We start from the raw sequence: 18,141 nt of genomic DNA, 5'->3' as shown, positions 1-18,141 counted from the left end.
TCCGCGCGCGTCAGGGCCGACCGCGCCGCCAGAGCTTCGACGGCCACCAGATGGCCTTGCCGATGTCGTAGGCCAGCGCCGGCACGAGCAGCGAGCGCACCACGAAGGTGTCCAGCAGCACTCCGAACGCGACGATGAAGGCAAGCTGCACGAGGAAGAGGATCGGGATCACCGACAGCGCCGCGAAGGTCGACGCCAGCACCAGGCCCGCGGACGTGATGACACCTCCGGTGATCGAGAGCCCGCGGAGGATGCCCTCCCTCGTCCCGTGCTGCGTCGACTCCTCCCGCACCCGCGTCATGAGGAAGATGTTGTAGTCGATGCCCAGGGCGACGAGGAACACGAAGCCGTAAAGCGGGACGGCGGGATCGGCGCCGGGGAAGTCGAAGATGCCGTTGAACACGAGTGCCGAGACCCCCATGGCCGTGCCGAAGGACAGCACTGTCGTGAGGATCAGCAGGACCGGCGCGAGGATCGAGCGCAGCAGGAGCATGAGGATGATCATGATGACGACGAGGATCACGGGGATGATGAGGTTGCGGTCGTGGATGGACGCGTCGTTCGTGTCGATCGAGGTGGCCGTCACCCCGCCGACCACGGCGCCGAGGTCATCGAGCTCTCCCCGCAGCTCGCGCACGGTGGAGGCCGCCGCAGCGGAGTCGGCGGCGTCCGTCAGCGTCCCCTGCAGGAGCACCTGACCGTCGACCGTCGTCGGCTCGGGAGCCGGGGTCCCGGGAGGGCCGACGGCCGTGATCCCGTCGGCCGTCACCGGAGCGGAGCCGCTCGGGGAATCGGCTGCGGTGACGGTCACCCCGTCGATCCCGTCGTTCGCGAGGAGCACGTCGGCGGCATCCTGCAGGCGGTCCTCGTCCACGATCACGGAGACCGGGCTCCCCGAGCCTCCGGGGAAGTGCTCGCCGAGCGCGACCTGGCCGTCGCGCGCCTCCGACGCCCCGAGGACGAGGTCGGACTGCGGAACACCCTGCGCGTCCAGCTGGGTCACCCCGGCCGCGCCCGCGAGGAGGACGAGTGTGGTCGCGATCCAGATCACGCGGGGGCGCTTCTTGATGAGGCCGGACAGCCGCGCCCAGAGGCCGGTGGTGCGCATGCCGTGCTCCTCGGCCACGACCTCCGGCTCGAACCGGGGGCGACGGGGCCAGAAGACGGCGCGCCCGAACAGCAGCAGCAACGAAGGCAGGAGCGTGAGCGCGGACAGCATCGCGAACACGATGCCGATCGCCGCGACCGGGCCGAGGGTGCTGTTCGACTTCAGATCGCTGAGCAGCAGGCACAGGAGTCCCGCGATCACCGTGCCGCCGGAGGCGACGATCGGCTCGACCGATCCCTTCCACGCGGCGAGAAGGGCGACGCCCTTGTCCTGCGCGACCCGCAGCTCCTCCCGGAACCGCGCGACGAACAGCAGCGCATAATCGGTGGCGGCGCCGATCACGAGGATGAAGAGGATGCCCTGGGTCTGCCCGCTGAGCAGCAGGATCTCCCACTTCGCCAGCCACCACACGACGAGCAGTGCGACGCAGAGCGCGAACAGGCTCGTGGAGAGCACGACGAGGGGCAGCAGGAACGAGCGGTAGACGAGGACGAGGATCACGAGCACGGCGAGCAGCGCGACGCCGAGAAGGAGGCCGTCGATACCGGCGAAGCCGGCGGCGAGGTCGGCCGTGAAGCCTGCAGGTCCGGTGATGGAGACCGTGATGCGGTCCGGCACTGCGGCGCGCAGCTCGTCGCCGAGAGCGGCGGTGGCATCGCTGAGCTCGGCGTCGCCGTCGATCGGGATGAAGGCCTGCACGGCTCGGCCGTCCTCGGACGGGATCGCGGGGGAGACGTCGTCCGCGACGCCCTCCACGTCCGGCGCGTCGGCCACCGCGTCGGAGATCGCCTCGAGCTCGGACGGCGTCAGCTCCTCCTCCGAGGTGAACACCGCGATCGCCGGGATCGCGTCGCTGTCGGTGAACTCGCCGAGGAGCTGCTGGACGGTCGTCGCGTCCGCAGACTCCGGGAGGTAGGTGGTCTGGTCGTTCGACGACACCTCGTCGACCTTCCCGAACAGCGGACCGCCGAGGGACGCACCCGCCAGCCACACCAGGATGAGGGCGACGGGCAGGAACACCCGCAGCCACGAATGGCGTCGGGTGCGCTCGCGGGTCGGCGGCGTCGGTGCGGGGGCGGGGCGGGACATCGGGGTCCTTTCAGGCGGCGGTCGGGGGAGGGTGCGACGGGTCAGGAGACCCAGGCGAGGATGAGGATCATCGTGGCGAGGAAGCCCGCGATGTAGTTCAGCGCGATGAACCGGCGCCAGGCGCGGTTCGTGCCGGCCGAGGTCTCGTCGGTGACGTTCCACCACGGCGCGGCGTTGATGATGTAGGGCACGGCGAGAACGGCGGCGAGCGGGCCGGGCCACGGGGTCAGCAGCATCGCGCCGCCCGCGATCGCCCACAGCACGAGGGAGAGCCGGACGGTGGCCCTGGCTCCGATCACGGTCGCGATCGACGAGATCCCGCCTTCACGGTCGGGCCCGATGTCCTGCACCGCGCCGAAGGCGTGGGCGGCCATACCCCAGAGGAAGAAGGCGACGAGGACGAGGACGGCGGTCGTGGTGACGGGGGCTCCGGCGAGCGAGAGTCCGACGAGGGCGGGGCTGACGAAGTGCGTGCTCGAGGTCACGGAGTCCAGGAAGGGGCGCTCCTTGAACCGCAGCACCGGCGCGGAGTAGGCGAGGACGGCGAAGACGCTGACGGCGAGCCACAGCCACGACGCCGGGGTGCCGACCGCGAACAGGTAGACGAGGAACGGCACGTTCGTCGCCGCGGCCGCCCACAGCGTCGCGCGATGGATCCGCGGGGACAGCAGCGCGCCCTCGATCCCGCCCTTGCGCGGATTGGCCAGATCGGAGGCGTAGTCGAAGACGTCGTTGATGCCGTACATGGCGAGGTTGTACGGGATGAGGAAGTACAGCGTGCCGATCACGAACGTCGCGTCGATCTCCCTGGTGCTCAACAGGTAAGCGGCGGCGAAGGGGAAAGCCGTGTTGATCCAGCTGATCGGTCGGGAGGAGAGCACGATCTGGGCGATGTCGCGGCCGAGGCCCCCGGTGCGGGACGTCTGATCGGTCATGCCTGCTCCTGTCGGGCGGCGGCGCGCGTCCGGGAGCGGCGCCCGCGGAGGGCGGTCCACAGTGCAGGGAGCAGCAGCACCCCGGCCAGCGGGTAGGCGAAGTCCTCGATCGGGGCGAGCCCGATGTGCACGCCGGCGAGTGGGCCGGGGGCGTAGTGGAAGAGCCCGGTGGCGATCATGACGGTGTCGAACACGGCGGTCAGCACGAGGAGGGCGAGGGCCGTGAGCGTGAGGGCGCCGAGGTGCGGGGTCCGCCGCGCGCCGACGCAGAGCGCGACCGCGGCCACGGCGGCGACGGCGAGGAAGACCGCCGACAGCTGGAGGTAGCTCATGCCGACGCTCCTTCCGCGTCAGTACGGCCACGGCGGCCGTCGAGGAGGCGCACGGCGCCGCCGTAGAGCACCATGGTGCAGACGACGAGGAAGACCAGGAAGATCGGCTCTTCGAGGGGGAGTTCGGGGGCCAGGACGATGCCCGTGGCGATCGCCGCCTCACCTCGGAAGAAGATCCCCGCCGCGATGCCGGCCACATCCCAGACGAGGAAGAAGGCGAGGCCGACGGCGGTGACGACGGCCGCCGCCACGGCGTCGCGCCAGAAGAAGAGGCGGAACCGCCAGTCCAGCAGCAGCATGCAGCCGAGGGACACGAGGAGCGCCGTCAGGTAGATCGCGCCCATCATGCCCGCTCCGCGCTCGCCGGTCGTGGGGCCGGCTCCGGCAGCGGACCGGGGGAGTGGTCGCCCCGGATGCGCTTGAGCACGATCTCGGCACTGATGAGGCACATCGGCACCCCGACGCCCGGTGCGGTGGTCGCCCCGGCGTAATACAGCCCCTGCACCCGGCGGGAGGCGTTCTGCGCGCGGAACATGGCGCTCTGCGAGAGGATGTGCGCGGGGCCGAGCATGCCGCCCCGCCAGGAGTGGTAGTCGTCGCGGAAGTCGGCCGGCCCCACCGTCTCCCGGACGACGATCCGTTCCCGCAGATCGGGGATCCCCGCCCACGTCGCGATCATCTCGATCGCGGCGTCCGCGGCCTCCTCGACGGCCGGGGAACCGGCGCCGTCGCTTCCCCCGTGCCCGAGCTCGACGTCCGCCGGCACCGGGACCAGCACGAAGAGATTCTCGTACCCGTCGGGCGCGACCTCGGCGTCGGTGGCGCTGGGGCGGCAGACGTAGGTGGACGCCGGGGTCGGCACGGCAGGGGTGCGACCGAAGATCGCGTCGAAGTTCGCGTCCCAGTCGTCGGTGAAGAAGAGCGAGTGGTGCGGGAGCTGGGGCAGCGTGCCGCGGACGCCGAGCATCACGAGCACGCCGCCAGGGCCGCTCGTGCGCCGCGCCCACCAGGACTCGGGGTAGGACTGCAGCGTGGGGGGCAGCAGCGTCGTCTCGGTGTGGTGCAGATCGGCGCCGGAGACCACGATGTCCGCGTCCTCGACGTGCTGGTGGCCGTCGCGGTCCGTCCAGCCGACCCCGGTCGCATGGGTTGCGCCGTCCGCGTCCTGGGTGCGGATCCCGGTGACCTCCGCCCCGGTGACGATGCGCGCGCCGGCATCCTGGGCCAGCGCCGCCAACCGCTCGACGACACGCCAGAAGCCGCCCTGCGGATACAGCACGCCCTGGTCGAGGTCGAGCGCGCTCATCAGGTGGTACATCGCCGGCGCCGTCCGCGGGTCGGTGCCCAGGAAGACGGCGGGGTAGCCGAGGATCTGCCGCAGCACCGGGTGCCGGAAGCGCCGGGCGGCGAACGCCTGGAGGCGCGTGCCGAGCAGCGAGAAGAGCCGAGGCAGCGCGCGCACCACCTCGGCCGCGGCGAGCGTCCTGGTCCGGGTGAACGGGTTGTAGAGGAAGTAGCTCCGTGCCATGGCGCCGGCGTCGTGCGCGGAGGTGAGGTAGGTGTCGAGGGCGGCGGCGGACCCCGGTTCCATCGACTCGAACAGCTCCGCGACGGCGCCCCGTCCGGCGGGGACCGTCACCGGATCGTCGCCGGACTCGGGGGAGCGGAAGACGCGATAGCCCGGATCGAGCAGCGTCAGGTCGAGCTGCTCCGCGGTGCTGGTCCCCATCATCGCGAAGTAGTGGTCGAACACCTCGGGCATGAGGTACCACGAGGGGCCGGAGTCGAACCGGAAGCCGTCGCGCTCGATGGTGCCCGCCCGTCCGCCGACGCGGTCGTTCTTCTCCAGCACCACGACGTCGTGCCCGTCGCGCGCGAGCAGCCCGGCCGTGGCCAGACCGGCCACACCGGCGCCGATGACAACGATGCGGCTCATCGGTCCCGCTCCAGGCTCGTGACGACGACGGCGCGCGCGGCGAGCAGCGCCTTGATCGGATCCGGCACGCGGACCCGGCGGCGGTACAGCTCGGCTGCAGGGGTCCGCGCGACGCGTTGGGTCAGGGCGGCGAAGAGGGCGAGGGCGCTCCGGACAGCGGCACGGGCGTCCTTCGGGAGCAGCGGGATCGCGGCTCTCGCGTCGGCGAGCTGACGGTGGACGGTGTCGACCCAGGCGTCGCGGTCCTCGTCGGTGAGACGTTCCGAGCCGCCGAGGTAGCCGCGCTGCAGGCGGTCGGTGTCGTCGGCGAGGTCGCGGAGGAAATTCACGTTCTGGAACGCGGCTCCCAGCCGTCGCGCCCCGCGGTCGAGGATCTCGAGTTCGGCCGGCGTGCGCGTGGCATCGCGGAGGAAGACCCGCAGGCACATGAGGCCGACGACCTCCGCCGACCCGTAGACGTACGCGGCGTGCGCGTCGGCGTCGTAGGCCGTGAAGCCGGAGGGGCCGGCGATGTCGGCGCGCATCGAGTCGAAGAACGGCTGGGTGAGCTCTTCGCCGATCCCGCACTCGCGCGCTGTCCGTGCGAACGCGTGCAGGATGAGGTCGCTGCTGTAGCCGGTCCGCATCGACCGATGGGTCTCCGCGATGTACGAGTCCAGGGCGGCGGCCTGGGCGCCCGCGTCGAGCCCGGCCTCGGCGGCGACTCCGTCGACGATCTCGTCCGCGATGCGCACCATGGCGTAGATGTTGCGGACGTGCTGACGGTGGCGTCGCCCGAGGAGGCGGGTGGCCAGGCCGAACGACGTCGAGTAGGTGCGGATCACATCGGAGGTCGCGATCTCGGCGGTGCGGCTGAAGCGGCGCAGCGCCGCGTCGTCGCGGTGCTCTGCGGGGGTCGCGGTCATCGGCTGCGGCCCTCGATCCGGTCGGCCAGCGCGAGGACGACGCGTCCGGCGTCGGCCGAGAGCGTGCCCGCCTCCTCGGCTTCCGCGAGGACGTTCGAGACGGCGGCGAGCTGCTCCTCCACAAGTCCGCGGACGAAGCCCTCCGCGCCGCACTCGCGGAGGCGGTCGCGCATCTCCGCCGCGTCGTCGATGCTGAGGTCGGTCTCGCCGAACCGCAGTTCAATGCCGGGCCAGTGGCTGGTCATCCGTGCATAGGCGATGATCGCGGTCTCCTTGCCCTCGCGGAGGTCGGAATAGGGGTCCTTGCCGTGGAGGTCCGGGTCTCCGAACACGGAAAGAAGGTCGTCCTGGAGCTGGTAGGCGAGCCCGAGGTGGCCGCCGATCTCGGTCAGCTGCTCCTCGGCTGCCGTCGGCGCCCCGGACAGGATCGCCGCCGCGCGGAGCGGGAGGACGAAGGAATAGGCGGCGGTCTTCGACGCGCTCGTGGCGAGGATGGTGCGGAGGTCCGCCGCGATGATGCCATCGCTGAGGGCCACGTCGGAGTGCTCGCCGGCGACGGTCTCGAACACGGTCGTCTCGAGGAGGGAGAGCAGCCGCTCCCGTCGCGCGGTGGGGAGGTCGGCGCGCGCGAAGCCGAGCACGGCGCTGGACAGCAGGAGGTCTCCGAGGAGGATGGCGCTCGAGCGGCCCCAGTGCAGAGCCGCGTCGCCGGACTCGTCGGGACGACGGGAGACGAGAGAGCCGATGAGATTGGGACGACGACGGCGCGTGAGGTCGCCGTCGATGACGTCGTCGTGCAGGAGGAACGCGAAGTGCAGCAGCTCGACATGAGCGGCCACATCGATCGCCCGTGCGGTGTCCTTCTCCGTGAGCGGAGCCGCGGTGAGTGCGGTGAGCAGGTCCATGAGCATGCGCGGACGCAGGAGCTTCCCGCCGAGGGCGTGCTCTGCGGCGGTCTGCCACAGTGCTGCGAACTCTGACCCGTAGTGCTCGGCGGCGGCGGTGCGCTCGGTGAACCGCTGCCGCAGCACCGCCTCGATGCGGGTGCCGAGGTCTTCCTCTGTCAGCGTGACGACCATGGTTCAGACCTCTCCGTGTCGCCGGAGGAGCGGGAGCTGCTCCGCGAGCCAGGGGCTGAAGGCGAAGGGGGTGCGGGTGACCGCGGCGAGCAGGTCGTCCACATCGACCCATTCCCACTGCGCCACCTCGTCGGGGTTCGCGACGGGCTGCCCGTCGACCACCGCGATGTGTACCGGGCAGATCTCGTTCTCGACGATGCCGCTCGCGTCCACGGCGCGGTAGCGGTAGTCGGGGAGGGCGAGCCGCACGTCGGTGACCTGGATCCCCAGTTCCTCGGAGCCGCGGCGGCGCACCGCCTCGATCATGTCCTCGCCGGGCTGCGGGTGACCGCAGAAGCTGTTGGTCCAGACGCCCGGCCACGTGCGCTTGCCGAGGGCGCGACGCGTGACGAGCAGGCGTCCCTCTCGATCCTGCACGTAGCAGGAGAAGGCGAGGTGGAGGGGGGTGTCGGTCGTGTGGACTTCGCTCTTCGGCAGGATGCCGACGGCAGTCCCGTCTTCGGCGAGGAGTGTGACGTTGTCCATGGCTCCCTCTCGTCGTTTAGCTAACCTGGCGAAATATCAACTTAGCATGAAGCTGTTGGTGTGTAACATGATCGCATGCCCTCCGAGCCCCGCACCACCCCGGTCGCCGAGGCTTCGGCGACCGCAGGGCCCGACGGGCTCGCCCAGGGCTCCATCTACGACGTCGACGCCAGCGACCCCCGCAGCACGCTCGTCGATCGCTCCGGTGTCGCTCCGGAGGACCTGCGTCAGATCGGGCGCCTCATGGAGGCGCTGGGCGGGTTGCGCGAGGCCGAGCAGCGTCTCTCGCAGGCGTCGCGGAGGTACATGCAGCTGAACGAGACCGACATGCGGGCGCTGCACTATCTGATCGTGTGCGACAACCGCTCGGTCGTGGCGACGCCCAGCGGGATCGCCCACCACCTCGGCGTCTCGACCGCGGCGACCACGAAGCTCCTCGACCGGCTGGAGAAGGGCGGGCACATCCGGCGGGCGCCGCATCCCACCGATCGCCGCGCCCTCGCGATCACCATCACCCCGGAGACCAGGCATGCCGCGATGGAGACGGTCGGGCGTCAGCAGGCCAAGCGCTTCTACGCGGCCGCGCGGCTGTCGGCGGCGGAGCGCGACGTGGTCATCCGCTTCCTGCAGGACATGACGGAGGAGATCACCCTCCGGGACGAGGCCTGGGCGATCGAGGGCGCGAAAGAAGATCCCGCCCGACCGTGAGGTGGGGCGGGACCGGATCAATGAGCGGCGCGGTACGCGTCGAGGATGGGGGCCGGAACGCGGCCCCGCTCCGAGAGCGTGTACCCGTTCTCCTTCGCCCAGGCGCGGATCGCCGCGACCTCGGGATTACGTGAGGGCCGCTTCCGCGACGAAGACGAGGACGAGGAGCGGCCCCCGCCGGAGGACGCTCCGGATCCCGCCCGACGCCCAGCCGTGATGTACGGCTCGAGTGCCTGGCGCAATTCCTCGGCGTGCGCGGAATTCAGATCGATCTCGTAGGAGGTGCCGTTCAGCGAGAAATGCACGGTCTCGCCTTCTCCGACCTCCAGGACGGTGCCGTCGATATCGTCGACCAGCTGGTGCACAATTCTTCTCGCCATGCCAGCGACTTTATCGCGGCGGCGGGAATGCGCACAACAAAGGCGCTTCCTTCATGGCGCCGTGTGACGCATCCGCGGAGAATGCCGATTCAGGGGAGCAGGCCCGCGCGACGCGCTTTGGTCACGGCGGCATGCCGCGTCGACGCGTCCAATTTCGACATCGCGGTTCCGAGATAGGCCTTGACGGTGCCTTCGCGCAGACCGAGATGGGCGGCGATCTCGGCATTCGTCGATCCGAGTGCCGCGCACGCGAGCACGTCCGTCTCGCGCGGGGAGAGGTGGATAACAGGGACCGGCCCGGTCGTGATCGGGAGGTCGTCTCCGGCGAGGGTCAGCAGCCGGCGCTCGACCTGCGCCAGTCGTGCGCGGACGTCGGCGTCATCGACCGCGGCGGCGATGCTGCGGAGCTCGGCGAAGCTCTCGCGCAGCTCCTCGCGCTGCGCGGGCGCGACCGCTGCGGGCGCGGGTGATGCAGCGCGGAGGCGGCGCTGCACCTCGTCCCGGATGCGCAGCTCGTCGGCGACGGACTGCGCGACCTGCATGGCCGGGGCCGTCGTCACGCCGCCGATCCTCTCCTCGGCCCAGGCTCCGGCATAGAGCACGCCGCGAGGGCGGCCCTGGACGACGATCGGCAGGGCGAGCAGCGTCCGCAGACCCTCGCCGAGCACGAAGACGTCGTAGTCGTGGGTGATCTGGCGAGAGGACCCGTAGTCGCTCGTCATCCGCGGACGCAGCTCCATCATCGCCCGGCCCCCGAGGCCACGCTCGGGGCGCACGCGGAGCCCGTCGAGAGCACGCGTGCGGGCCCCGACGATGCTCGTGACGCTCACGACGCCCTCGTCGATCAGCCCGCCGAACGCGACGGGGAAGCGGGTGCGCCGCGCCAGCTCGCGCACCGCGTTGGCGACGAGCTCCGCCTCGGATTCGACGGTGATCGGAGAGCTCACGAATACCTACTTTCGGGGGTGACGGCACCGTTCCCCGTTTCGTAGCGTCGACCCTACCACTCGGGCGGCGACGGCCGCGCGTGCAGCGGACATGTGGCAAGGAGGCCCCATGAGCGAACCAATTCCGACCCCTCAGAACGGTGCGATCAATTATGTCGCCGTCGAGCAATCCCCCCGATTCCTGCGGTTGAAACGGACGCAGCGGTCCTTCATCTTCCCCCTCGCCGCGTTCTTCCTCGTGTGGTATTTCGTCTACGTGCTGCTGGCGGCATTCGCCCGCGATTTCATGGCCCAGCGCGTCTGGGGCGATATCACCGTCGGGCTGCTCTTCGGGCTCGGTCAGTTCGTGACGACATTCGCCATCACGATGGCGTACGTCGCATTCGCGAATAGGAAGCTCGATCCGCTGGCGTCGGAGATCCGTGAAGAACTCGAGAAGGCGCAGGCGGACGCATGACCATCATCCGCACGGCCACCGAGGATGTCGCACTCGACATCAACCCGGTGTTCAACATCTCGATCTTCCTGGCCTTCGTCGCGGTGACATTGTTCATCGTCATCCGCGCCAGCCGGAACAACAAGACGGCCGCCGACTACTACGCGGCCGGACGCTCCTTCACGGGACCCCAGAACGGATTCGCGATCGCGGGCGACTACCTGTCCGCGGCATCGTTCCTCGGCATCTGCGGTGCCATCGCGATCAACGGGTACGACGGATTCCTCTACTCCATCGGATTCCTCGTCGCCTGGCTGGTCGCGCTGCTGCTCGTGGCGGAGCTCATGCGCAACACGGGCAAGTTCACGATGGCGGACGTGCTCTCGTTCCGCTTGAAGCAGCGCCCGGTGCGGATGGCGGCGGCGATCACCACGCTCGCTGTCTGCTTCTTCTACCTCCTCGCGCAGATGGCGGGTGCGGGCGGTCTCGTATCCCTGCTGCTCGGGATCGACGGGCGCGTCGGGCAGTCGGTCGTCATCGCCGTCGTCGGCATCCTCATGATCGTCTACGTGCTGATCGGCGGGATGAAGGGCACCACCTGGGTGCAGATCGTCAAGGCGGTCCTCCTCATCGGCGGCGCATTGGCGATGACGATCTGGGTCCTCGCGATCAACGGCTTCAGCCTGAACACCCTGCTGGAGGCTGCCGTGGCCAACTCCGACAAGGGCGAGGCGGTGCTGGCGCCGGGCCTGCAGTACGGCGCCAACCCGTGGGACTTCCTGTCCTTGGGCATGGCACTGGTGCTCGGCACCGCGGGGCTGCCGCACGTGCTCATGCGCTTCTACACCGTGCCGACCGCCAAGGAGGCGCGGCGTTCGGTGGTATGGGCGATCTGGCTGATCGGCGGGTTCTACCTGCTCACGCTGGTGCTCGGTTACGGAGCCGGTGCGCTCGTCGGCGCCGATGTGATCGCCGCGGCACCAGGGGGAGTGAACTCCGCCGCGCCGCTGCTGGCGTTGAAGCTCGGCGGTCCCGTGCTCCTCGGGTTCATCTCCGCGGTGGCGTTCGCCACGATCCTCGCGGTCGTCGCCGGACTCACCATCACGGCGGCGGCGTCGTTCGCGCACGACATCTACGCGAACGTGATCCAGAAGGGACGGAAAGACGCGGAGGGCAAGCCGGTCGAGGCTGATCCCAACGGCGAGGTGCGCGTCGCTCGCCGGACGGTCATCGTCATCGGCATCCTCGCGATCGTCGGCGGCATCGGGGCGCAGGGGCAGAACATCGCCTTCCTCGTGGCGCTCGCCTTCGCGGTGGCGGCGTCGGCCAACCTGCCGACGATCCTCTACTCCCTGTTCTGGCGCCGGTTCACGACGCGGGGCGCGGTGTGGAGCATGTACGGAGGGCTCGGCTCGGCGATCATCCTCATCATCCTGTCGCCCGTGTTCTCCGGCACGCCCACGTCGATGATCCCCGGGATCGACATCGCCATCTGGCCGTTGAATAACCCGGGCATCGTGTCCATACCGCTCGGGTTCGCCCTCGGCTGGCTCGGAACCGTCACCAGCACCCGGCGCGAGTCTCCCGAGCTGGCAGCCGAGATGGAGGTCCGCTCGCTCACCGGCTTCGGTGCGGAGAAGGCCGTCGACCACTGACGCGACCTCCTCGGGTGCGGGCCCGGCGGCCTACTCGCCGGGCCCGCACCCCAGGGGCGGTCTCACCGAGACTCGAGGTCCAGCAGGAAGCGCTTCCGCTCCGGGTGGCCGCCGTAGTGCCCCGGCGAACCGTCGGAGCGCACGACCCGGTGCACGGGCACGATGATCGAGAACGGCGTGAGGCGGCACGCCGTCCCGACGGCGCGCGCTGCCCCTGGGTGGCCGGCCAGCACCGCGACGTCTCCGTAGCTCAGGGTCTGGCCCCAGGGGATGTCGCTCACGGTGTGCAGCGCCGTCCGGTGGAACCCGTCCACGAGGCGCCAGTCGAGGCGGATGTGCTCGTCGAAGCGCACGGGCTCGCCGTCGAAGTACGCGTCGAGGAGCGGGACGAGCTCGTCGGCGGCGCCGGGGTCGGGCTCCGGGACTGCACCGAGCTGTCGCGACACGCTCTCGAGCAGCCACGGCACCTGCGGGTCTGCGGACTCGGAGAGATCGAAGCGCACGATGCCCTCGTCGGAGAAGACCGCGAGGGCGTCGCCGAAGGGCGTCGGAGCGAAGTCGTAGCGGAAAGTCATGTCCCCATCCTGACCGGCCCGTTCGACCCGAGAGAACCGGTCGTCGGCCTGGTCGCGCGTTCCGTGGACAACGTGAGCGCACGACCGCGCGGGGAGGAGCAGTCCGAGCGGGCGTCGTACCGGCTGTTTTTCACCGGAAACCCGCCGTGGATACCGATCTCCGACGGTGTCGCGCCTAGGGTGTGAGTGTGTGGCGACGGGAAAGCAGGTCTGCGAACAACACAGCGGTGGACAGCGCTGTGTCCCTCGGTGACCTGCACGACTCGTCCACCGGAGTCGGCATCGCGCACGCCGCCGAGGCCGAGCGCACGCGTCTGCGGGCCGAAGCCGCCGATCTGGGCGGTCCTTCGCCGCTGAGCAGTTTCCGCGACGGGCCCGAATCCGGGATCGACATCTCCAAGGCGCACCCGGGCAGTCTTCCGCAGTTCATCACCGGCAAGTCGACGCTCCTGTCCAACCTCTTCCGCGACGAGGTGGGCCTGCGCACCGCGCGACTGGCCGCGGAGCGGATCACGGCCAAGAACACCGAGCTGCGCACGGTTCGCGGCATCGAGGCGGTGCACCTCGCCGTCGGCGTCGCCCGATGGCGCATCGGCGGGGCGACGTTCGCCGCTCCCGTCCTGCTGCGCCCGCTCGCGATCCGCCGCCACCACACCGACTTCGAGCTCAAGCTGCAGGGCGCGTTCGAGGTGAATCCGGAGCTCGTCCGCGTCGCCCGCGAGCACTTCGGTCTGTCCCTCGACGCCGCGGCCCTCGCCGCGCTCGCCTACGACGGCGGCATCTTCAAGCCGCAGCCCGTGATCGACAGCCTGCGCGGCCTGACCCGATCCATCGAGACGTTCTCCGTCGAGCCGCGACTCGTCGTCTCCACCTTCGCCGACGTCGCGGGAGCCATGGCCCAGGACGGCGGCACCCTCGACCACCCGGTCCTCAACGCGCTCGGCGGCCACGTCGGCGATCGCGAGCAGGTCACGGCACCGCGCGCCGTCCCGCACCACGTCGGTCCGGACGACCGCGCGCCCGCCTCGGACACGCTGCTCCTCGACGCGGATGCCGAGCAGGAGGCGGTGCTGGCCCGCATCACCGCCGGTCACTCCCTCACCGTGGCGACGCTGCCGGGCACCGGGGGCACCCAGACCGTCATCAACGCGCTGGGCGAGCTCGTCCGCGCGGGCAAGAAGGTGCTCGTCGTCTCGGCTCGCCGGTCGACGCTCGATGGTGTGCGCCACCGCCTCGCCGGCATCGGCCTCGATGGCCTCGCAGTGTCCCCGGCGAGCCTGCGCCGGGACCTCGTCCGTGCGATCGGCAGGAACGAGAAGGCCACCGCACCCAAGGTGAGCGAGGTCGACGACGCGCTCGTGCGGCTGCGCACGGTACTGCGCGACTACCGTGATGCGCTGACCGTCCCCGTCCCCGGTCTCGACGCCTCCGTCCTGGACGCGACCCGCCACCTCACCCGCCTCGCGTCCCTGTCGATCCCGCCGTCGACCACGGCTCGATTGAGCGTGGACGCCCTGCGAAGGCTCGCCAAGGACCGCACGGAGGCGGCCGCAGCGCTGGCGCAGGCCGCTCGCCTCGGCGAATTCCGCGTCGGACCGAACGACTCGCCCTGGTACGGGGTCACCTTCGGCAGCACCGAAGCGGCCCGCGCCGCCCATGAGCTCGCCGGACGCCTCCACGCCGACAGCGTGCCCGCCCTGCTCGAGCGCGGGTACGAGCTCATCGCGCAGACCCATATGCGGCCGTTCTCCACGATCGACGAGCTCGGCGATTACCTCGAGCTGCTGCAGGGGATCCGCGACACCCTGGACCGGTTCAGCCCGACGGTGTTCGAGCGTCCGCTCGGCGAGCTCATCCAGGCGCACGGCTCGCGACGGGACGCGCCCGGCATGTCCGGGGCCAACCGCCGTCGGCTCCGCCGCCTCGCCAAGGAGTATGTCCGCCCCGGCGTGCACGTGACGGAGATGCACGAGGCGCTGCTGCGCATCCAGACCCAGCGCACCCAGTGGCAGCGCTACGTGGACGCGGGCGTCGCCCCGGAGATCCCGCTCGGGCTCGCCGACGTGTTCGCCGCCTGGCAGCGGGTGGAGGCCGAGCTCGCCGAGCTGGACGCGGCACTCGGCCGCCGCGAACCGCTGTCCTCGCTGCCGGTCGCGCGACTCGTGCGCATGCTCGCGGGTCTCGCCGCGAAGTCCGACGTCTTCGAGAACCTCGTCGAGCGCGCGCAGCTGCGCGACAAGCTCGCCCTTCTCGGCCTGGAGCCCCTGCTGACCGAGCTCTCGGTGCGCCACGTCTCCGAAGCGCGGGTGGGGGACGAGCTCGAGTACGCCTGGTGGCAGTCCCTCCTCGAACGAGCGCTGCAGGACAACCGTGCGCTGCTCGGAGCGAACACCGCGGTGGTCGACCGCCTCGAGCGCGACTTCCGGCTGGTCGACGAGGCGCACGCGGCCATGGCCGGACCGCTGCTCGCCTGGCAGCTCGCGAACCAGTGGCGCATCGCCATCGTCGACGAGCCCGAGCAGTCCCAGAACCTGCGCCGCGCCCTGACCCAGTCCGCCACGACGGCGGCCGAGGTCGTCAGCGCCGCACCGACCCTCGTCGACGTGCTGGCTCCGGTCTGGATCTCGTCGCCCTACCTCGTCCCGGAGATCCCGGACGCGGTGGAGTTCGACACCGTGCTCCTCGTCGATGCCGCGGCCATCAACCTCGCCGAGGCGGCCCCGGCCATCCGCCGTGCTCGCCAGGTCGTCGCCTTCGGAGACCCGGTCACGCAGCGGCCCTCTCCCTTCCGCATCGCGGTCGACCCCGTGGAGGACTGGGAGGAGGAGGTCCCGTTCGACGAGGTCTCCGTCTTCGAGCGCCTGTCCGAGCTGTTCCCCGTGATGACGCTGACCCGGAGCTACCGTGCCGGCGGCGAGGATCTCGCGGAGCTCATCAACGACGCCTTCTACGGCGGTGAGATCGTCTCCCTTCCGTGGGCCGGATCGTACCTGGGCCGCGGCAGCCTCACGGTCGACTACGTCGAAGGAGGCACCGGGACGCCCGATCCCGTCTCCGGCGCCGTCGAGAGCCCGGACGCCGAGGTCGCCCGCGTCGTCACGCTGGTCGTCGAGCACGCGGTGCATCGCCCGACGGAGTCGCTCATGGTGGTCACCGCCAGCACCCGTCACGCGGAGCGTGTGCGCGCCGCTGTGACCGCCGCCTTCGCCGGCCGCTCCGACGTCGCGGACTTCGTCGCGCGCGACACCGCGGAGCCGTTCGCCGTGCTCACGCTCGAGGAGTCCGTCGCGGAGAGCCGCGACCGCGTCATCTTCTCGCTCGGCTTCGGGCTCACCAAGCACGGCCGGGTCCTCAGCGACTTCGGCGACCTGTCGACGCCGGACGGCGAGCGGCTGCTGACGGTCGGGATGACCCGGGCGCGGCGTTCCATGGTGATCGTCTCGTCCATCCGCCCCTCGGCCTTCGACGACGGGCGTCTCGAGCACGGCGCGGCCACGCTCATGTCGATCCTCGGCGGTCTCGCGGCTCGTGCCCGCGATGCGAGGCTGGAGGATCTGGCCGACCCGCTCACGCTCGCACTGGCCAGGGAGCTCCGGCGTCTCGGGGCCTCCGTCGACGTCGACTACCGGGGGCTTCTGCCGCTCGTGGCGCAGCACAAGGGCAAGGCCGTCGTGATCGAGTCCGATCCGGAGTCCCGGGGGGAGTCGCTGCGCGAGACGCTCCGACTGCGCCCTCATGTGCTCCGCCGCCTCGGCTGGCACTACGTCCGCGTGCACGCGTTCGACCTCTACAGCGACCCGCGCACCGTGGCGTCGCGGATCGCGACGGTGCTCGGCATCTCGGAGTCGGCGCCGCGCGCGGAGAACGACACGCAGCCCCTCGACCTCGGCGACCACCGGAATGACTGACGGCCGTGACGAGCCGCGTCAGCGGGTCGTCCGGGTGCCGGGCTCCCGGCGGGCGCGTCTGACGCCCGTCGAGGGCAGCGACCCGACGCCGGAGGTCCCGGAGGGTGAGACGCCGCGCCGGTCCGCCCCCGGCGATCGGAAGGGGCCCAACGACGACCAGCTCCTCCGCGACGTGCCTCCGCACTACTGACGCGGCCCCCCGGAAAGAGGAAGACCCACGGCCCTCCGAGGAGAGCCGTGGGTCGTCAGGCCGGTGCGGTCAGACGCCGCGTGGGCCCTGCTGGGTCTTGAGCAGATCGCGGATCTCGACGAGCAGCTCCGCCTCGGTCGCGGCGGCCGGCTCCTCCTCCGGCTCCTCGGCCGGCGTGCCCTTGCGCGCCTCGACGTGGGCCTTGAACGTGTTCATCGGCAGGACGAAGACGAAGTAGACCACGACCGCGACGGCGAGGAAGCTGATGATCGCCGAGATGAGGTCGCCGATCGGGAAGGTGACCTTCTCGCCGTAGATGTTCGTGATCTGGATGCCGAACTTGCCGGCCGCATCGGCCTTGAGGAAGAGCGCGATGAGCGGGTTGATGACGCTGTTCACCACGGCCGTCACGACGGCCGTGAAGGCGGTGCCGATGACGACCGCGACGGCGAGATCGATGACGTTCCCGCGGAGCAGGAAGTCCTTGAAACCTTTGAGCATGGAAACCCCCAAGTCGACTGGGCCTCAGTTCGAGGCGGGAGTCGACGCAGCAGCCGGTTTGGCGCTCGTCGTCGAATCCGACTTCGATGATGCCGAAGCATCCTTCGAACCCCCGGATTTGGCGCGCGAGTCCGTGCGATAGAAGCCGGAGCCGTTGAAGGTCACGCCGATCGAGCCGTACTGCTTGCGCAGTGCGCCGCCGCACTCGGGGCAGACCGTGAGCGCGTCATCGGAGAAGCTCTGGACGGCGTCGAACTGGTGCCCGCACGCGGTGCAGGCATAGGCGTAGGTAGGCATGGCGGTCCTTGCGGGTCAGCGTCGCCGAGGCGACAGATGCAGCGTCTGCGACGGGGTCACGATGCCGTCGACCGGCTGATCGTGCACCTCGCGCGGCAGTTCGTCGAGTACCTCGGAATCATAGATCACCGCGTACACCGGAGGGCATTTCTCCATGGAGCCGATGGTCTTGTCGAAGTAGCCGCGGCCCCAGCCCATGCGCATCCCCGAGCGGTCGACGGCGGCGGCGGGGACGATCATCAGGTCGACGTCGTTCACCGCGATCGGTCCCAGCACCTCGCCGGTCGGCTCCGGTAGCCCGTACAGGCCTTCCGCGATCTCGTCGGTGTCGTCGGCGACCGCCCAGTCGAGCAGTCCGTCGGAGCGAGTGACGGGGAGGAGGACCCGGATCCCGCGGCGGACCGCGCGGGTGACGAACTCCCTGGTGCCCGGCTCCGTGGTGGTGGAGAGGAAGCAGGAGACGGAGCGGGCGCCGAGCTCGTCGACGAGGGCGTCGAGGCGCTCGCCGATCGCCGCGGCAGCGGCCTCGCGCTGCGGATCGGACAGCAGCTGACGCCGCTCGCGCAGCTCCGCGCGGAGGGCTCGCTTGGCGTGCTCGACGTCGTTAGCCATGGTCCGAGTCTAGGGCGGCCCCC

19 protein-coding genes are annotated in these 18,141 nt (G+C 70.5%); 5 read left to right on the top strand and 14 right to left on the bottom strand.

Translation table 11 applies throughout. The features are described 5' to 3' along the window. Positions 1–10 precede the first annotated feature (10 nt). Genes BK819_RS08705 through idi form a run of 8 tightly spaced genes read right to left on the bottom strand, consistent with a single transcriptional unit; the run spans position 11 to position 7,909 of the window. The gene (locus tag BK819_RS08705; RefSeq protein ID WP_071328819.1) at positions 11–2,197 is read right to left on the bottom strand and encodes an MMPL family transporter; all 2,187 of its coding nucleotides are present in this window, start codon (positions 2,195–2,197) and stop codon (positions 11–13) included. A 41-nt stretch (positions 2,198–2,238) separates the two neighbouring features. After that, the gene (locus BK819_RS08700) at positions 2,239–3,132 is read right to left on the bottom strand and encodes a prenyltransferase (protein WP_071328818.1); all 894 of its coding nucleotides are present in this window, start codon (positions 3,130–3,132) and stop codon (positions 2,239–2,241) included. Beyond that, positions 3,129–3,464 (bottom strand): lycopene cyclase domain-containing protein, encoded by a 336-nt coding sequence (locus tag BK819_RS08695; RefSeq protein ID WP_071328817.1) that lies wholly within the window; start codon positions 3,462–3,464, stop codon positions 3,129–3,131. Before BK819_RS08695 ends, BK819_RS08700 begins: the two co-directional genes overlap by 4 nt. Next, positions 3,461–3,808: a lycopene cyclase domain-containing protein gene (locus tag BK819_RS08690; RefSeq protein ID WP_071328816.1), complete on the bottom strand. Its 348-nt coding sequence runs from the start codon at positions 3,806–3,808 to the stop codon at positions 3,461–3,463. The genes BK819_RS08695 and BK819_RS08690 overlap by 4 nt, the downstream gene beginning before the upstream one ends. Continuing rightward, a complete protein-coding gene (gene crtI, locus BK819_RS08685; protein WP_071328815.1) occupies positions 3,808–5,400 on the bottom strand; it encodes a phytoene desaturase family protein in 1,593 nt (530 codons plus the stop codon). The genes BK819_RS08690 and crtI overlap by 1 nt, the downstream gene beginning before the upstream one ends. Then, positions 5,397–6,305 carry a squalene/phytoene synthase family protein gene (locus tag BK819_RS08680; RefSeq protein ID WP_071328814.1) on the bottom strand — a complete coding sequence of 303 codons (909 nt, stop codon included), beginning with the start codon at positions 6,303–6,305 and terminating at the stop codon, positions 5,397–5,399. Before BK819_RS08680 ends, crtI begins: the two co-directional genes overlap by 4 nt. Continuing rightward, positions 6,302–7,384, bottom strand: coding sequence for a polyprenyl synthetase family protein (locus tag BK819_RS08675; protein ID WP_071328813.1), 1,083 nt, complete (start codon positions 7,382–7,384; stop codon positions 6,302–6,304). Before BK819_RS08675 ends, BK819_RS08680 begins: the two co-directional genes overlap by 4 nt. A 3-nt stretch (positions 7,385–7,387) precedes the next feature. Continuing rightward, a complete protein-coding gene (idi, locus tag BK819_RS08670; RefSeq protein ID WP_071328812.1) occupies positions 7,388–7,909 on the bottom strand; it encodes an isopentenyl-diphosphate Delta-isomerase in 522 nt (173 codons plus the stop codon). A 75-nt stretch (positions 7,910–7,984) separates the two neighbouring features. Here idi and BK819_RS08665 point away from each other — a divergent pair, with 75 nt between their 5' ends. Then, positions 7,985–8,617 (top strand): MarR family winged helix-turn-helix transcriptional regulator, encoded by a 633-nt coding sequence (locus BK819_RS08665; protein WP_083391724.1) that lies wholly within the window; start codon positions 7,985–7,987, stop codon positions 8,615–8,617. A 17-nt stretch (positions 8,618–8,634) separates the two neighbouring features. Here the strand turns inward: BK819_RS08665 and BK819_RS08660 are convergent, their stop codons facing one another. Together BK819_RS08660 and BK819_RS08655 are read right to left on the bottom strand one after the other, a co-directional pair. Beyond that, on the bottom strand, positions 8,635–8,997 hold the full coding sequence (locus BK819_RS08660; protein WP_071328811.1) for an Lsr2 family protein: 363 nt from the start codon (positions 8,995–8,997) through the stop codon (positions 8,635–8,637). Positions 8,998–9,086: 89 nt separating this feature from the next. Beyond that, positions 9,087–9,944 carry a LuxR C-terminal-related transcriptional regulator gene (locus BK819_RS08655; protein ID WP_071328810.1) on the bottom strand — a complete coding sequence of 286 codons (858 nt, stop codon included), beginning with the start codon at positions 9,942–9,944 and terminating at the stop codon, positions 9,087–9,089. A 109-nt stretch (positions 9,945–10,053) separates the two neighbouring features. Here BK819_RS08655 and BK819_RS08650 point away from each other — a divergent pair, with 109 nt between their 5' ends. Both BK819_RS08650 and BK819_RS08645 read left to right on the top strand, forming a co-directional pair. Further along, positions 10,054–10,401 (top strand): DUF485 domain-containing protein, encoded by a 348-nt coding sequence (locus tag BK819_RS08650; RefSeq protein WP_071328809.1) that lies wholly within the window; start codon positions 10,054–10,056, stop codon positions 10,399–10,401. Next, the gene (locus BK819_RS08645) at positions 10,398–12,035 is read left to right on the top strand and encodes a cation acetate symporter (RefSeq protein ID WP_071328808.1); all 1,638 of its coding nucleotides are present in this window, start codon (positions 10,398–10,400) and stop codon (positions 12,033–12,035) included. The genes BK819_RS08650 and BK819_RS08645 overlap by 4 nt, the downstream gene beginning before the upstream one ends. Before the next feature lie 62 nt (positions 12,036–12,097). Here the strand turns inward: BK819_RS08645 and BK819_RS08640 are convergent, their stop codons facing one another. Next, on the bottom strand, positions 12,098–12,610 hold the full coding sequence (locus tag BK819_RS08640; protein WP_071328807.1) for a methylated-DNA--[protein]-cysteine S-methyltransferase: 513 nt from the start codon (positions 12,608–12,610) through the stop codon (positions 12,098–12,100). Between the two features lie 227 nt (positions 12,611–12,837). On the opposite strand from BK819_RS08640, the gene BK819_RS08635 reads away from it, so the two are divergent. Together BK819_RS08635 and BK819_RS08630 are read left to right on the top strand one after the other, a co-directional pair. Then, positions 12,838–16,518 carry an AAA family ATPase gene (locus BK819_RS08635; protein WP_256209423.1) on the top strand — a complete coding sequence of 1,227 codons (3,681 nt, stop codon included), beginning with the start codon at positions 12,838–12,840 and terminating at the stop codon, positions 16,516–16,518. Further along, positions 16,511–16,708 (top strand): hypothetical protein, encoded by a 198-nt coding sequence (locus BK819_RS08630; RefSeq protein WP_071328805.1) that lies wholly within the window; start codon positions 16,511–16,513, stop codon positions 16,706–16,708. Before BK819_RS08635 ends, BK819_RS08630 begins: the two co-directional genes overlap by 8 nt. A gap of 69 nt (positions 16,709–16,777) precedes the next feature. On the opposite strand, the gene mscL is transcribed toward BK819_RS08630, so the two are convergent. The 3 genes from mscL to BK819_RS08615 are packed head-to-tail and all read right to left on the bottom strand — an operon-like array spanning position 16,778 to position 18,118. Then, positions 16,778–17,209: a large conductance mechanosensitive channel protein MscL gene (mscL, locus tag BK819_RS08625; protein WP_062636366.1), complete on the bottom strand. Its 432-nt coding sequence runs from the start codon at positions 17,207–17,209 to the stop codon at positions 16,778–16,780. A 24-nt stretch (positions 17,210–17,233) separates the two neighbouring features. Further along, the gene (locus BK819_RS08620) at positions 17,234–17,506 is read right to left on the bottom strand and encodes an FmdB family zinc ribbon protein (RefSeq protein WP_025105556.1); all 273 of its coding nucleotides are present in this window, start codon (positions 17,504–17,506) and stop codon (positions 17,234–17,236) included. A 15-nt stretch (positions 17,507–17,521) separates the two neighbouring features. Next, positions 17,522–18,118 (bottom strand): 5-formyltetrahydrofolate cyclo-ligase, encoded by a 597-nt coding sequence (locus BK819_RS08615; protein WP_071328804.1) that lies wholly within the window; start codon positions 18,116–18,118, stop codon positions 17,522–17,524. Positions 18,119–18,141 lie beyond the last annotated feature (23 nt).

Source organism: Microbacterium sp. LCT-H2 (genome assembly GCF_001866135.1).
Lineage (GTDB): Bacteria > Actinomycetota > Actinomycetes > Actinomycetales > Microbacteriaceae > Microbacterium.
This window is presented reverse-complemented; position numbering and strand designations above follow the sequence as displayed.